A 15,619-nucleotide genomic window follows, 5' to 3' on the forward strand; every position below is an offset into this window, starting at 1 on the left:
CCTGTCGAGCGAGCAGTTCAAGAACGCTGGGAAAGGATCTTTGTTGTGCTACTCAGATCGCATAGTGAAGTTCGTCGAGTGCAGCATTCAGGAATTTCGATTGAAGTTCAGTGAAATGTCCGGCGCTACGGGCTTGTATCGTGCTTCTGCGTTTCGCTTCCAATTCTTCTCGAAAGGCCTTCAAAGCCGGGCGCCGCGGCGTCTGACCTGCTTCCACGCGCGCCCAATAACCACGGGGAGGCTTTGGAACCTGCATTTTCTCGCAAAGCTTACCGACTGCGACGTCGGAGACGCCGAGTTCGATGGCAATCTCGCTGGTCGGGCGTTCCCATACCAATGCGAAGAGTTCTTCTCTCGACATTTCGCGCTTGGCCATTCGAAGATCCTACCAATCAAACTTTCGGGTGGCAGCGGGCGTCTTCTTTGGGGCCACGAACTCGTATGATTCGCACTACCGGCATAGCCCATCCAACACTAGCATCGCCTCATCCAGGGTCTTTATGCCGAATCTGGCGATCGGCCTGGTTACGAACTGCGTGTATCCAGACAGGTTGCTGTTCGCGCCGTCGCCGTTCGTGTCGGTCCAGCTTCGCCCTTTCGGGTCCTTATCTACTCGCTCGAGCGTTGGTGGCAGGTCGCGCGGCAGTCCTAGGCGGGTAAGCCACAGATTGACACGATCAGAATGGTCGAACTCTATGCCAACAACTCGGCGGCCACGCTTGCTTTCCCAAACTTCAAGATGCGCTCTCCGGCTTGTATCGCGGGCGCTTGGCACTTCAATGAAGTCGCGGCGCAGGCGGGCACGCAAAGCGCCCTTCAGGTTCTCGATCTCGGTATCAGACATATTCATTCGTTCTTTAGGGTGATTGCGATAGTGGTAGGGTAATCCCGCCGGCGCGCGCTCCCGCACGGTCTACCGAGGAGTTATCACCCAGAATATGATCCTGCAGTTAATGCATGCCGATGCCCCTGGAGGGTGCAACGCTGACGGCTAACAATTTGACTGCTTCTCAGCATCATCCTCGGCGTCAAGGAGCCGATCATACGGCTCCATGAGTTCGCGAAAATTCTCCGGCTTGATCACGAAGTACTGGTTTCCGTCCGGCCAGACGACCCACTGACCTTTGTTCAGCATAGCCATCAAGGCGTCATACATCCCCATCTTTGCTTCTATTACTTTGCTCATGCCTACTCCTAAGTTCAAGACCAAGTAGTCGAGCGGAGCATCCCGGGGCGAACGCCTACCAGCGCGCCACTACAGCGAGGCGGATGACATGCAGGCGGATTGGTGAGGTTATGCACGGCATCCCTGTGAACTCATGGTCGCCGTCGCAGCCCCATTTCGCGATGTCGAGACGACGCTGCTAACATCGGCCGGTGCGCGCCTTCCTTCTTACCTTTTGCTTTATCAAACGACTTTCTCGTAAGCCGTCGCTCGCGAAAGTCGCTTAATGATTTGCGATCATCGCGATGGAAAAGCCTTTTAAGCAACATTGTGCGGATATCCTAAGGATCCAAGCTTGAATTGTCGCTACTTTGGTTGACGACATCTTCCAACCTGATTGATTCTATGCCGATGACGTCTGATTCACAAATCCGAGCTGCCGCAGCTAGAAAAGTTGTTACGTTCTAGGCCATGGAACCTGCCGCACGAAAGGCCGACACTGCTGGCGGTGACATCCAAGGTTCACTTGAACTGGCTCTTACCCGCGCGCCTGCTGACCTGCTCCATGAGCTGCGCAGTGCTTGGGGTCTGAACCGATCGGGGCCTATCTGGGTCGTTGGTCGGGTATGGGTCAAGCCCCTGGCGGATGGGCGCGAACTGTGGTTTCTCGACGACATCGAGCATCCGGAAAGTGGCGCGGGTCTGCTATACCCGACACTTCCAGGCGTGCCAGGTCGCGACGACCCGGAACCATCTGCCGCATTCATCCCGCCGGGCCCGTCCCGTAAGGTGATAGGTCAGCGTGACGCTGAGGGAGGCAAACAATGGGCTGTCGCCGAACTTGAGCTTTCATCCCTTCCTGAGCGCCGAAAGCGTCGAAATCCATGGCTCCTCAACGTCCGCTCGGGCACAATGCGGCCGCTGGCCGACCTCCCGGCCGAATGGCAGGTGGCAGTATCCGGCTCTGAAACAGCGAGACGAATCTCGGCCTTGGCGCGGCATGAGATCGAGGACCATGTCCGCAAGGTGGTCCTGCAAGAAGACGAAGACCTAGCCCTTCGGCATGCGGAGAACCTCGAGACGCTAAGCAGGCTGGATGCGGATCGACGTCAGGCACAGGATGATGCTCGTGCGGCCCGGGCCAAGATAGAGGCGGACCTCGCCAAGCATCGCCAGCGCCGTGACGAAGTTGAACGCAGTGCCGCAGATCTGCAAGTCCAGCTTGGCATCGAGCAAGAGCGGTTCGCCGCCTACAAAACTACGGTGGAGCAAGAGAAGAAGCTTATGGAAATCAACTATCGCCGGCTGACGGATCTGCTCACCGAGAAGGGCAATCGGCTCGTTGCCCTGGGACTGGCCGATGCCGAAGACGTTGCTGCGCTCATGCCCAAGATGACGGGCCCGGAAGACGAGCGATCTGGCGTAGGCTTCACTGACGCGATTGCCGGTGATTATGCCCGCCTTGCGCCATTGCTCCAAATCAGGCTGGCTGAAGCCGGCCTGCTCTATTCTCAGGCCCAACTCCGCGACTTTCTGGCGTTGCTGCGCACTCGCGACCTCATCGTGCTGGCGGGGGACTCCGGTTCTGGCAAGACGAGCCTGGTGCGTGCGGCAGCGGCGGCGATCGGCGGTGTCTGCACGGTGATTCCGGTCAAGCCCAACTGGACTGGTCCCGAGGACCTGCTCGGCTACTACAATCCGATCGAGCGAGGCTATCAGGCTACTCCTTTCCTTCTCGCTCTACAGGCCGCAGCGCGCAGTCCGGACGTGCCGCATTTCATCTGCCTGGACGAGATGAACCTGGCACGGGTAGAGTACTACTTCGCCGATTTCCTCAGCTTGTTGGAGAGCCGCTCCACGTCACCCGAGATCCATCTCTACACGGCCGACGAGGAGCGTCACGTCGTCGTGGAGCAAGGAATCTTCCTAGCCGTGGAAGCTGAGGTGCGCCGCCGCACGGGACTTCCTGATACCGCGACGCTGGAGGAGATTCTCCGTCACGACCAGGCCAACGCCGAGCTTCATCGTCTCGGAGGCCTGGCGGACAACGAGTCCGTACTATTGCATCATGCCCGCCTGCGACGCTCGCTGGCGGCCCAGATGCGCATGCCCACCTCGCTTACTCTTCCGGAGAACGTGTGGATCTTCGGCGCAGTGAACATGGACGACACGACGCACCAGCTTTCACCCAAGGTGCTCGACCGTGTGCAGGTACTGCGCTTTCGGAACCCCATGCTGGCCGATTGGGACGCAATGGAGCGAGAAATCCGGAATGCCGCGTCAACGCTGGCCTCTGTGACGGCCTCCTTGCGAATGATGCCACACGAACTCGGTCAGCGCGCCGACTATCCTGCTTTCGATCGCAGCGACGCAAATGTGGCCTTCCTTTTGCAGATCGCGCGGCAGTATCTCGACCCGCTAGGGGTGGAATTCGGACTGCGCGCCGCGCGCCAGTCCCAGGGGTACATCGACGCCGCCACTGCTGCCGGGATTGGCTCAGATGAGGCGTTGGACAATGTGGTCAAGCACAAGATCCTGCCGAAGATCGCGTTTGACTCGGCGCGCCCCGCCGGCAATGGTCGGTCACGACGCGAACTTCTGATCGATTTGAGCGCCGAATTGGGCAAGCGATTTGAAAATGCAGGACTCGATCCAGACACAAGCAGCGTTGCGGATCTGGAGCGCATGATCAAATTCGCCGAGGGCAACAACGGCATCGTCAACTACTGGCTGCGCTAAGCCGTCCCATGGGGGTTCTGGCGCACTATCTCGATATTGAATGGCAGGCTCCAGGCGTAACGCGCCGAGTGGAGGTGTCGACCTATCCCATCGAGATCGAGATCGCGCCGGATGGTACGCTTCATGCCGAGGTATCGATCTTCCGGGACTTCGCCCCATGGGTTGGCCTTCAGTTGTCGGGTGCTCTGGCTGGCGTCGAGCCGTGCACGATCAACGCCGAGAATGAACGCTTGCCGTGGCTGCAGGTGTCCGACGGCAATGACCGAACGTGGTGGATCCCCGAGACGGGCTGGAGCAAGGCCGGCAGCAAGCACGTCTCGGAAATGCATCGCTCGTTCGGTTCGTTTTCAGTCGAGCTTGGCTCTCGCCAGAAGCTCATCCTCGACGCCGTGGCATTGGAGCTCGATCGTGCGCATGCCCAAGAATACCTCGACGATTTCAGAGATGAGCTCGTCTGGCTTGCGATAGGGCGCCCGACCGGCGCATTGGGCGAGGTGGGATCGGACAACAGTCGTGAACTGCTGGATGCCCTCAAAGGGTTCAATGACGCCGCCAGCCGCGTTCTCGAGCACCCGGCCCGCGAAATCCGCGAAGTGACCGGCGCGGTAGCGACGGCACGGGTCCGTCCCAATTCGGAGACTTTCCGCTCCGTGATGCGTCGGCCGGGAGCTCGAAGCTACCCGGGCCGAACCGCACAGGAAAGCGCTGACATTCCGGAGAACCGCTATCTCCGTGGCCTTGTCGATCACTGCCGCGGCCTTGCACGATCCGTCGCCCGTTCGTCCGGCCACCATCAAGTCAATCTTGCTGCCAGAGCAGCGCGCGAGAAATCGCGAGCAGTTGATCTGCTGGCCGTGGAGAGGGTAGAGGTCAATCCCGAGATTTTTGACAACCAGCTTTCTGACATTCGTAAGCGCCTCGATGCCATAGCTACCTGGTCCGGTTCCTCGGGCGCGCCAGGGCCGGGCGAGCGGCTTTACCGATTGATCGTCGGCAAGGAGTTCAAGGTAGACAGAGGCGCTGCCAAGGAATTTTTCTATCGCAATCCTGATCGCGAGGACCGTTATGACGAGCGCGAAGGCATTAATTTCAGTGTGGCGCGGCTCCCCGGCGATCTCCATGACTTGGTGATTGCCGCATCCCGCTTCGACAAGGATATCTGTCTGGACCTAACGGGGAACGCGGTCATCACCACCTTCCGGACAGCTAATGGCAAGCTAGGTCGTCGAGCGACTTTCACGCACATATCAAATGCGCTGCCCCGTTCGCCAGTACTTGTGCGTCGCGAGACCGCGCGATCCCGGTATGAACGAGATGGATGGCATCGGCCGATAGGCCGCAACGAGCGTGAAGAATATCACCTCGAAGCGAACACGGCACTCACGCGCGCCAGCCATTTTGCAGAACGCGTCGAAGGTAGTGCGATCGTCTCGTCTGAACTGAACGTCGTCGCAGCTTCATTCGATCAGCAGGACGCTGCGTGGGAGCATCTCGGGGTCGTTTCCAGTTCGAAATTTCCGCTGGGGATGCGCTTTTTTCAGGCTCCGATCTACGCTGCGGCACTGGCTGCCTACCATAGGGTCTCTGAATTGGTAAAGCGCACAGGCCTCAGCGGAGATGCGCTCGACAGGCTGGGGCGCATTAACGCGCTACATGCCAGTGCGCTATACGAACGCTGGTGCCTGATCAAGATTATCGGCATCCTGATGCAGGATTTCGGATTCGAGCCACAGCGGGAATGGGTGCAGCAAATGGTCACGTCCATATCGCAAGCCGGACAGCCAAATGACGCCGAGTTTTCACTGCGTTTCACGCGGGTTCATCCGAGCATGACCGCCCGCCTCGATGCTGAGCCCTTGCTGGCTAATGGTCGTCGCCCAGACTTTCGCCTGCGTTTCACCGTCGGGGACGCTCCGGTTTCGGAGAGCGATGCTGATGAACCGGATTGGGCGCGTCGCCGGTCTATCTTTCGAGATGTGACACGGCCACAGTCCGGCCTGGTCATGGACGCCAAGTTTCGTACCCGGTGGAAGCCAGATGAGCTTCCTTCGATGTTGAGGGTGCTGGTCGATACGAAGAAGTACGGCCAAGACGGCGACCGCGTCTTTATCCTTCAACCTGCGAAGGGCGCTATTGCACGCCGGACCTCTCCGCTCGGCTGGAGTCGGGACTGCGATTATGGACAGGAGCATCCCACGGGACACGCTCACGGCAGCATTCAACTTGCCGCCGACCCCATATCTGGCGCGGCGTCATTGACCAATCTGCGACGCTTGATCGCTCTCCAGCTTCAGCAGATGTTTCCGGAACCCGAGGTCGGAGAAGTGCGAGATGGAAACGGCGACGGGAATGTCGGGCGTTGGGGCAATACTACCGAAAATTGCCGGTCGAACTCCAGTTTCTGTATCGCCTGCGGAGAGGCGCATGAGCCAGCGGACGTCAAGCCAGATCGGACCGAAAGAGGAAACCGGAAATGGTATTACAGGTGTAGCCGGTGCGGCACCGGCACTATGCAGACGCGCTGTTTCGGCTGTGGAACATTTTTGTACAAGAACGGCCTGCAGATGACCTACCATCTGACGGTCGCCGATCAGATCTCCAACGTGGTCTGTTCTGAGTGCGGCGCTGGCTTTTGACTGCTGCTGGGAAACCACTGATGTGAGCCTGTCAATTCCCTTCAGGTTTGATCGGATTTCCGCTGAATGGCACTATCGGTGGGGCCCCTAGACGCCGCCGGGCTTCAGCAAGCCGCTTCCGGAAAGTGCCAATAGCGGTCATCGGCTTGATCCCTACGGACAGGAGATTGCGGCTAGGCTGGTCTCCTTGGCACTTCGCCAACCGAACATGCCGGATAGCGGTCGTTCACCCCCGTTCCGGCCAATCGGAAGGAATGAGCTTTTCACCGGAGTTCCTTGTCCAACGACCCTTGACTGCGGCTACGTACTTGGGGTCGCTGTCGATGTAGGCATGCTCGATCAGAATGACCTGAAGGCCGGCTTGACGAGCCGTCTCCTCGAACAAGAACTTGACGATCTTCTGCATGGCAAGTCGATCGTCGTCGCTCTTCATTTCGGCAAGACCCTTCTCGTCGCCACCCTCGTGCTCTGGGTAGTAGGGGCGGCTCACCTGGTCGATCACGAGCAGGCCGGGGACAGGTGCCTTCAAGGTCTGGAACAGTTTCTGCAAAGAGAACGACAGGGCCAGGTGCATCGCGAGGTAGTTCTGGTCGGATCCGATTTCCGCCATCGCCAATGCGGCGCGGGTTTTCGGCTCGATTATCGACAACTTCGGTGTTGAGGTAAAAAGAATTCTCGCGTCGGTGGCGGGCGCCACCGTCGGTAGTTCTCCCAGCATGTCGGTCGCGTAGGTGCCAATGAGGTTTTCGGAATCGCGAAGCCGGTCGCGCCGACCTTGAGGATCGACCTTTTCCCGCAAGCTGTCGATCTCGGCTAATAGAGAATCTACTTCAGAGACATCGGGTGCGAAATCCTTCGCGGTGGTATCCAGGAACTCGTCGATGCGTCCGACGATGCGCACCCGCTCTAGGAGCGATGAACCCACCGAGGAAGCTTCATCCTCAAGTCGAACGAGCCCGCTGAGCTGCGTCTCGATGTCGCGAAGTCGGCTTGTCCTCCGGCCGATTTCGCTCTCCACGTGGCCTACATGGTCTTGAAGTCGCGGGCGCATCACGTCGACGGAGGCGATTTCGTCCGCAACGATGGCGAGCGACCGCCGGATTTGCGACGCCATCATCCGCCCCGGCGCGTTGTCTGCTTCGCAGACAGGGCAACGTCCATCGTCAAGTTTGAGGTGCTCGACAAGCGCAAGCTTGTGGGATTGGCCTGACACGGCGGCCTCGTACCCGGAAGCATCATTCATCGTGCGCCTGAGAGCTTGGCGCGTGGATCGTAGCTCCTGAAGTTCCGTCACCAAATCGCGCCGCTCGTTTTCAAGCTTCCCGCGCTGGTCGTCGTGTGAGGGTTCACCCTTCGTAGTGGCGCTCGCCGAGAGGCTCTTCAGTCGTCCGAGCAAGGATTCATCGGATTCCTCCGAAGTAGGCACTTCGTCGACCAGGCCGAGGCCATGGGCCTGCGTAAGCAGATACATGCAACGCTCGGTCAGGAGACCTTGGCTTCGCTGCTGGGCTTTGACCGATCTCTCAATTCTCGCCAGAGCAGCTTCGAGTTGCTTGAGCCTGCGGCCTGCGAGTACGCTTGCCTGATCGACTGCGCCTAGAAAGTACGGCATCGTAGCTTTGATGTCGCGAGCTTTTTCCGGACGGTTCAAGTCATGAAGAAGCGTCACTTTGCTGATGATTACGTCGCCAGAAAGAAACAGATAGGGCGTGATGTCTCTAATCGTGGCCCGACCTTTGGATGATTTCTCGGCTACCGCTGCATCGTCGACGTCTGCGATCCCGAAAGTCTTCTCGATGACGGCGCGCGCCGTCTCCCTGTTCGTCGGTCCTTCGAGCGTTGACGTGTTCGTTGCCAAGGACAGGTTTCTGCCTGACTTGACGAACATCTGATCGGTCCCCCGACCCGCCTTGGGAATTCGCCTTCCGACGATAAGATCGCTATCGCCATTCGTCCAGTGGACCGCCACGGCTTCGGCGTGTTTCCGCACGAAGAACGGCAGGCCGCATTCCGTCGACCCGAGGCAGTAGTCGATTGCTTCGATGATCGCTGTCTTGCCCGTGCCCGAGGCGCCGGTGATGACGTTCACCGCAGCAAGATCGAACTCAATTTCCCGGCGGCGACCGCCGGTCCCGTAGAAGGCTAGGTTGGCAACGTTCCAGCGGCTCAAGGCATCACTCCAAAGGCAGAAAATACAGCGCCGGTAGAACCGGAATGTCCCATCCAGGTACCGAGACGCTCGGCCCTCTTGATCACCTGCTTGGGATTGGATGGCAGTTTCTCGACGGGCCTCCTGGTGGGCGCGGCAGCGTCTGGCCCAATTGTGCCTTCCACCCCGAGTCTTAGCGCTCTGGACGCCAGCCCAAGTCGAACGGCGGAGGTGACGACGTCACGTGACAGTTCTAGGCGTTTCCCGAGTTCCAGACGGATGTCCGGATAGCGGTTCAGCCAGGACAAGAGTCCTGTTCGCGCGGACGTCTCCATGAAGGACTTATCGAGATCGTCCGACATCGCGATGGGGAGCGCTACGTAGGCGAGGGCGACGTGCGGGTCCTTGCCCGCCGCCTCCAAATAGCTGCGGCAGAAGCCCAGGAGAGCGAAGGTTCCAAACGCTGGATTTGTTTCTGCGAACAGGTCGTGTGCGGTGCTCATTCGTCGAAACCCAAAAGCTTACGGTAGTCGGGATGCCAGCCGACCTCACCATCGATTGAAAGCACCTGAAAGGACCCTCGAACATAGCTCGGCGCGGTTATCGTTGGCGCGATCGATTCGATGTCCTTCGGAGCGCTGAAATGACTCCAGGACAGCAGTTCCTTCCCCTTGAGCGCCATGTCTCCATCAGACTTTCCGCTGCATTTCGAACACATGTCAACGTGGCGGTCGGACCATTCTTCTTTCAAGCGGATGTCGTAACGGGCGATCGCAGCCTTCTTCATGGGGCTCTCGTTCGACCATCGCGAGCGGGCCTCTCGGGCGCGCCATTCGTTTTGAACTGACCGACGGATTTCAGCTTCTGAGCCGCCGACGAGTTCGATCTGCCTCGATACCATCGGATGCGACTGATATGCGGGAGGAGGGATCTCCGTGGCATAGTAGTCGACGAAAGCGTCGCTCGTCACGTCGGCGACGATGTTCATATGAAGTTCCACCAGTTCGTGACGATGGATTGCCTTGGGCCGCTTCCCACAATGGGCGTGAACGATCTCTCGGTTCCACCACTCGACCATCCGGGCGGCGACATGGCCCTGATCCTTGGAGCGCACACTCGTCAGCGTCTTTGCGAGATCATCTTCGATTTGCCGGATGTCGCTCTGGCCGGGCATGATGCGAGCATTCTTGAGGATGTTGAGTTGAAGGTCCCCATCAAGAGCCAGGAACGCCTCGCACGCCGTCGCGCGCGGGGCATGCGGAAGAGGGGTCACGCCTTTCGACGCAGCGTCCGCCCTCTCTTGCCTGACACGATGTGCTTCATCTCGAAGGGCGATCAGCAGCGTCTCCCTACTGTCGCTTTCTGTAAGCAGCACCGCGAGTTCCGAGGTCGGGGAGATGTCTGCCACTGTGACGAGGTGGAACCTAGTCCGTCCGAGCTCGAGCGTTGGAAGGACGTCAATCCAGGCCTTTAGCGTTTTCCACACGTTCAAGCTTGCCAACGTGATTGCGGGCGGCTTTACAGCCAGAGAGTGCTTGAGTTGTTCCAGGATAATTTGGCCGTTGCTCTCCAGCACGACGTCGTCCAAGGTCTCAAGATGGATCGTGGCATCGTAACTTGCATCCTTCCACAGGCGGAGCAAGGCGTATTGCGCTTGATACAGGAAGCCCAAGGCTGCGGCGTCGGCGCTGTGCGCATTCGTAGTATTCAATTCCAGCCTCGGAAGAAAATCGACTATGACCGTCTCGGGTACGCTTTACTTTTCGTGGAAGAATCCGAGTGATGCAACCGGTATATTTGCAGTGAATTCTGTCCTCAAGATTGGATTGGCGAGCAACACTACTTATACCCGATGTTTTTGGCCTCGCAGTTTGAACGTCCAAGAGACGGCGGCGTCGCCTTGCCCTCCTAAAGACCCGCTCACTTGGCGTTAGGTTTGGCGCCCCGCTTCTGGTTGGACATCACTTTCGATTCTCCGGCCTCTGCAAGCGTCAACGCTGGGCGATGTGCTTTACCGGCTATTCTATCTGCGGCCTCGCGCCAAGTCGTACTGTTGGTCAGTTGCGATGGCTTCACGTTCAAATTCCTGCAACCTGGTATCTCTTTAATGGTCTCAATTAAACTCTGCGCCTGGTTTTCGTAAAGCCAGGGGTTGAGGTAGACAGTGTCGATCCAGTCGTGTGGGCAGTCTATGAAGATGGCTGGTTGTTGGTCGGCGACTGTCTCAATGACTATTCTATACTCGTCTTCGTCTTTGAAACCGTAGCGCTTCAAAAAGGGAAGATCCTCGATATCATTCGGAGAAAGCTTCTTCACCTCATCTAGTGTCAGGTAATCGACCTCGTCGTACCTAATCTCTGTACCCGGCTCCGGCTGATGGCTATCGAGATAGGCTTCGACAGGTGGCCGTTTCAGCACTATGCACGCCCCGGATGCCCCGCCCGCGAAGATTTTCCAATGATGATATGTTTCGCCACGAAGCGCAGCACACATGCCATACAGGCCGCCCGCATTCTTATGGTTTTTATAGGCCCGCATGAACAGCCGGTCATTCCGGTCGTCCCATCCCTCGGGGTTCAAGATAGCCAATTTTTGCCGGCGCAGCGTGTCAATCAGAGCCGCAATAGACAGGTAGCGCCTGATGTGCATCTTCTTCTTTTTACGAACGACAACCATTTCCTTCTCCGGAGACCTCGGTGCATTTTGAACGAGTAGGCAGCAATGGTTGCTAGATCGTTCGGGATAGGGCTCGATACGGTACGGTCAAAGTGTTAATTGACCCCGACCGCGAATAGCAAGATCGACGAGAGCCAAACCATGAGCCATCCAGACGACGACGCTCAAGCTGTCGATCCTAGAATCATAGATATTCTGATCGAGGCGGCCGCACCTGAGAAGGCTAAGGAATGGCGAGAGCTTCGCCAGCAGTATGAAGTTACATTCCATCCGATCGCTGATCGCAAAGGAGCAACCCTGCGAGCGCGGGGCCGCCGTGTCGAATTCGATAACAAGACAATGATCTGGCTCTGGTTGCTAGGATTTGCCGGTTGGTCTGCCTTTCGATTGCACAGCCCGCACATATTGTGGCGTGAGATGACCGGTGCAGCATTGGACGGGCAACTCCGGGCAACCGATTCGACATACCGCGAAGCCGAAGGGATCCTCGGAGCGCTCAGATACGCTGTTCATGATTTCCGTGAGTTGGCAACTTTTGACGATGATAGTTTCTGGCCTGATGGAATCCCGCGACCGCAGTCTAATAAGGACGGTTTCGACATCGAGCAGGAGGCGGCGTTTGATCTCACAATGGTTGCGACGGCCTATATGCTGTTGCATGAGGTGCGCCATGTCAGGTTTAACGTTGATGGCGGTCGGCCGTTAAAGCCCGAGGAGGAGCTTGCCTGTGATGCTTTCGCTCGCGAGTTCCTTCTCCAAGGAGTGAATGACTATGTTGCCACCTCAGGCGAGCTAGTTGATGCTGTGGTCGCGAAGCGGCAGGCGGGAATTGCACTTGGTGGATACGCAGTCTATGAGTTGACCCCAAAGGGCGGCCGCGGTGGGACCGAGAATTATCCGCCAATTGCCGACAGGTTGGACGCGTTGTTGTTGGAGGTCGGCCTGCCAACCAGTCACTGGTTCTGGGTTTTCGTGGCGTCGCTGTTGATTGCTATTGTTGTAGATCGAGATCCAACTGCCACTGTACCCGACCTTGCGGGAGAAGAGCTCTGTCACGCCCTCGTGCACACACTGCGGGAAACGCACGAGATGTAACTGTACACAGCCTCGAGATGATGGAGCCAGAACATACTCTTTGCTGTCCGAAGGACACAAATTTGAGATCGACTGCTGAAGTCGCCTGTAGGCTAGGCCAACGGCAGCTTCAGCCCTTCTATGGCTGAAACCTGTAAGTCTGCAAGCGGCCCCATATCGGTCACCGTTGGGCGTGTAGCGTCTTAGTTTCTTCCAACGTGAAATGGACGTAGATGCTAGAAGCGGAGACCACTTCGACCAATGCGCGCGCTATCTAGCTGAATTTACAAGTCTCCGTGCAGTCAGGCCCCCGCAACCAATATTCCCAGGCCCCAAAGACCTGCTCGGCAAGCTGACGGGGCTTTGCCGTTTCTGAAGAACTGCCTAGCCAAACGCGTCGCGGAGCTTTGTTCTTTGGCCAGGGCTGTCGCCCCACCGCGGTGGCCCAGCCGGTCGATATCTCAACTTCCCATCTCGGGTTCCGCTGCATCACGAGAGTGCATTTGAGATTAGGTGCGATCGCGCGTCACCGTTCTGCTTCCTTGCCGACTTGCCTTCCCCTATAATCCCTTCCGGCCACACAGGAGTTCACATGAGCGAAGACGCCTTCAATATGTCGATTCGCAAGTTCCTGAAGGAAGTCGGCGTCACCTCGCAGCGCAAGATCGAGGAGACAGTGCGCGAAGGGAAGTCCGGCGGCAAGAAGCTGAAGGTCCGCGTGACGCTGACGGCGGAAGGCACCGGCCTCAACCACGTGGTGGATGGCGAAATCGAACTTCCATAAAAACCGCTTACGTTCAGTACCCTCGAATCTCCGCGATTTTTGCAAGTTTCTGCGTTTTCAGGCCCCGCAACCAAACAAATAGCCCGCCAACACGGTGGGCTTTTTGTTGGTAACGGGTCGAGCGACGGCATAGCGGCGACGGCATTGTGTGAGGTGCGTCGCCGTTGTACCATGAAGTCTGACAAGTGTGCGCAGTGCTCATTGTCGAGCCGGAGCTAAAGCCCGGTCGCGCGCTTCAACCCGATGAATAAGTAGTCCGGATCATGGAACTTATCGTCGCCCTTGGCCTAATCGTCTTGAAGGTCGCGTTCCTGATTGCGATCCTGCTATTGCTACCATTGCCGCTCACCTGGCTGGAACGCAAGGTCGCCGGGCACATCCAGCAGCGGATGGGGCCGATGCGCGTGGGATGGCACGGGCTGTTGCAGCCGGTGGCGGACGGAATCAAGCTCCTGACGAAAGAGGATCACATCCCGGCCGAGGCCGACCGGTTCCTGTTCAAACTGGCACCAATCCTGGCGCTCGCTCCGCCCTTTGTGGTGTTCGTCGCGATCCCCTTCGGCGAAACTGTCTCGGTCCTCGGCCACGGGATCACGCTCTACGTCTCCAACATGAATGTGGCGCTCCTTTTCGTTTTCTCGGTGATCGGGATCGAGGTCTATGGCGTCATCTTTGGCGGATGGGCCTCCAACAGCAAATACGCTGTCCTGGGCGGCCTCAGAACCTGCGCCCAGATGATCAGCTACGAAATCCCGATGGGGTTCGCGGTCATCGGCGTGGTCATGCTGGCGCAGTCCATGAGCCTTCTCGAGATCGTGCGGGCGCAGGCCGATGTCTGGAACATCGTCTACCAACCGGTCGGGTTCTTGGTGTTCTTCGTCGCCGGATTGGCCGAAGCGCAGCGCATTCCCTTCGACCTGGCGGAAGCGGAAGGGGATCTAGGGGCCGGGTTCCATACCGAATACAGCGGTATCCGCTTTGCCTTCTTTATGGTCAGCGAATATGCCATCGTATTGCTTGTGTCGGTCTTGGTGGTGATCCTGTTCTTCGGCGGTTGGAACGGTGTTCTGATTGCCTTGCCACCGCTCCTGTGGTTTGCTCTCAAGGTCGCGTTCTTCGTCTATGTGTTTATTTGGTTCCGCTTCACTTTCCCCCGCTACCGCTACGATCAGTTGATGGCGATCGGATGGAAGGTCTTGCTTCCTCTGTCGATGGCGAACATAATTATAACCGGTGTACTTTTAGGGGTCGTAACGGCCCCGTAGCGAGGCGGCGATGTCGCGCGCGCAGGACAGAGTTGGAACATGGGTTGGCTGGGCGTTCTTCGCCGATCTGGCGAATGCCTTGGCTCTGACCTTCGGATATCTGTTCTCCAAATCCGTGACCATGCAATATCCGGACAACGAAAAATGGCTACCCTACTCGCGTTACCGCGGACATCATTTTCTGAAGCGTGATGAAGAGGGCGAGATCAAGTGCGTGGCCTGCGAACTCTGCGCGCGGATCTGTCCCTGCGACTGTATCGAAGTCGTCCCGTACGAGGACGAGAAGGGCAGCCGGCACCCGGCGAAATTTGAAATCGACACAGCCCGCTGCCTGTTCTGCGGGTTGTGCGAGGACGCCTGCCCGGCGGATGCAATCGCGCTTGGGCAACAATACGAATTTTCCAGTTTTTCCTCTGCTGACCTGGTGATCGGGCGCGACGATCTGCTCGCCAAGCCGGGTAAGGCGGCAACCGGCGGTGGCGTGGTCGCCGCGCGCCTGAATACGAAGAAGGACGTACTCGTGGAGACGAAAGAGACGCACGGCTACAACTGGTGGCGGAATATCCGGCGAACATGAAAGCGCCAGCCATCAAACCGAAGCGCTCGAACAGGAGGCTCAGATGTTTGTCGGTGAAATCATGAAGAACAAGGGTGTCGGTGTCATCGCAGTCGCCCCCGATCAGACGATGGTGGAGGTACTGAGGTTGTTTCGAGACAACAATATCGGCTTCGTCGTCGTGAGCCGATCAAACAGCAAATACCTCGGTACAGTGTCGGAGCGGGATTGCTGCAATGCGGTGGCGGAATACGGGGCCGCGGCAGCGGCGATGCGGGTCGCGGACATCATGAACCGCAATGTCGCGACGTGTTCGACACAAGATCTGCTACCCGTCGCGATGGGGATCATGACCCAGCGGCGGACGCGCCATGTGTTGGTCACGGATGGAGGCAACGTTGTCGGCGTGGTCAGCATCGGAGATGTGGTTAAGCACAGGCTCGACGAAGCGCAGCGTACAGAGCAGGAGCTGCAGGATTACATATGCGGTACCAGGTATCACTGACGCCGCCCACTCGATGTAATGACGCTGGGGCGGGAAGCTTGCCACGGAGTCTTGCGGTGCCCCCGATCCC

14 protein-coding genes are annotated in these 15,619 nt (G+C 58.1%); 7 read left to right on the forward strand and 7 right to left on the reverse strand.

Annotation, left to right across the window (positions count from 1 at the left end):
- Window positions 1-52: 52 nt before the first annotated feature.
- The 3 genes from AC13QO_RS22885 to AC13QO_RS22895 all read right to left on the reverse strand — a co-directional run bounded on the left by AC13QO_RS22885 (window position 53) and on the right by AC13QO_RS22895 (window position 1,186).
- Window positions 53-376 (reverse strand): hypothetical protein, encoded by a 324-nt coding sequence (locus tag AC13QO_RS22885; RefSeq protein WP_184337126.1) that lies wholly within the window; start codon window positions 374-376, stop codon window positions 53-55.
- 75 nt (window positions 377-451) lie between these two features.
- Window positions 452-844 carry a hypothetical protein gene (locus AC13QO_RS22890; RefSeq protein WP_488541934.1) on the reverse strand — a complete coding sequence of 131 codons (393 nt, stop codon included), beginning with the start codon at window positions 842-844 and terminating at the stop codon, window positions 452-454.
- A 147-nt stretch (window positions 845-991) separates the two neighbouring features.
- A complete protein-coding gene (locus AC13QO_RS22895; RefSeq protein ID WP_184337128.1) occupies window positions 992-1,186 on the reverse strand; it encodes a hypothetical protein in 195 nt (64 codons plus the stop codon).
- A gap of 450 nt (window positions 1,187-1,636) precedes the next feature.
- Between AC13QO_RS22895 and AC13QO_RS22900 the strand changes: the two genes are divergently transcribed.
- Window positions 1,637-3,904 carry an McrB family protein gene (locus AC13QO_RS22900; RefSeq protein WP_488541935.1) on the forward strand — a complete coding sequence of 756 codons (2,268 nt, stop codon included), beginning with the start codon at window positions 1,637-1,639 and terminating at the stop codon, window positions 3,902-3,904.
- 8 nt (window positions 3,905-3,912) lie between these two features.
- On the forward strand, window positions 3,913-6,540 hold the full coding sequence (locus AC13QO_RS22905; protein ID WP_488541936.1) for a hypothetical protein: 2,628 nt from the start codon (window positions 3,913-3,915) through the stop codon (window positions 6,538-6,540).
- 226 nt (window positions 6,541-6,766) lie between these two features.
- Here the strand turns inward: AC13QO_RS22905 and AC13QO_RS22910 are convergent, their stop codons facing one another.
- The 4 genes from AC13QO_RS22910 to AC13QO_RS22925 form a co-directional block, all read right to left on the reverse strand.
- The gene (locus AC13QO_RS22910; RefSeq protein ID WP_184337132.1) at window positions 6,767-8,710 is read right to left on the reverse strand and encodes a DUF3732 domain-containing protein; all 1,944 of its coding nucleotides are present in this window, start codon (window positions 8,708-8,710) and stop codon (window positions 6,767-6,769) included.
- Window positions 8,707-9,192 carry a three component ABC system middle component gene (locus AC13QO_RS22915; protein WP_184337133.1) on the reverse strand — a complete coding sequence of 162 codons (486 nt, stop codon included), beginning with the start codon at window positions 9,190-9,192 and terminating at the stop codon, window positions 8,707-8,709. Before AC13QO_RS22915 ends, AC13QO_RS22910 begins: the two co-directional genes overlap by 4 nt.
- Window positions 9,189-10,400, reverse strand: coding sequence for an ABC-three component system protein (locus AC13QO_RS22920; protein ID WP_184337134.1), 1,212 nt, complete (start codon window positions 10,398-10,400; stop codon window positions 9,189-9,191). The genes AC13QO_RS22915 and AC13QO_RS22920 overlap by 4 nt, the downstream gene beginning before the upstream one ends.
- 209 nt (window positions 10,401-10,609) lie before the next feature.
- Window positions 10,610-11,365, reverse strand: coding sequence for a DUF2971 domain-containing protein (locus AC13QO_RS22925; RefSeq protein ID WP_184337135.1), 756 nt, complete (start codon window positions 11,363-11,365; stop codon window positions 10,610-10,612).
- A gap of 141 nt (window positions 11,366-11,506) precedes the next feature.
- Here AC13QO_RS22925 and AC13QO_RS22930 point away from each other — a divergent pair, with 141 nt between their 5' ends.
- The 5 genes from AC13QO_RS22930 to AC13QO_RS22950 all read left to right on the forward strand — a co-directional run bounded on the left by AC13QO_RS22930 (window position 11,507) and on the right by AC13QO_RS22950 (window position 15,549).
- Window positions 11,507-12,460, forward strand: coding sequence for a phage exclusion protein Lit family protein (locus AC13QO_RS22930; RefSeq protein ID WP_488541937.1), 954 nt, complete (start codon window positions 11,507-11,509; stop codon window positions 12,458-12,460).
- 571 nt (window positions 12,461-13,031) lie between these two features.
- Complete coding sequence (locus AC13QO_RS22935) at window positions 13,032-13,223, forward strand: DUF6494 family protein (RefSeq protein ID WP_285194050.1); 192 nt, start codon at window positions 13,032-13,034, stop codon at window positions 13,221-13,223.
- A gap of 263 nt (window positions 13,224-13,486) precedes the next feature.
- Entirely contained in the window at window positions 13,487-14,488 is a 1,002-nt protein-coding gene (gene nuoH / locus AC13QO_RS22940) for an NADH-quinone oxidoreductase subunit NuoH (protein ID WP_488541938.1), read from the forward strand.
- Window positions 14,489-14,498: 10 nt separating this feature from the next.
- Window positions 14,499-15,065, forward strand: coding sequence for an NADH-quinone oxidoreductase subunit I (locus AC13QO_RS22945; RefSeq protein ID WP_097600739.1), 567 nt, complete (start codon window positions 14,499-14,501; stop codon window positions 15,063-15,065).
- Between the two features lie 43 nt (window positions 15,066-15,108).
- Window positions 15,109-15,549, forward strand: coding sequence for a CBS domain-containing protein (locus AC13QO_RS22950; protein ID WP_085779269.1), 441 nt, complete (start codon window positions 15,109-15,111; stop codon window positions 15,547-15,549).
- The last annotated feature ends 70 nt before the right edge of the window (window positions 15,550-15,619 follow it).

This window comes from Rhizobium sp. CNPSo 3670, from assembly GCF_057784555.1.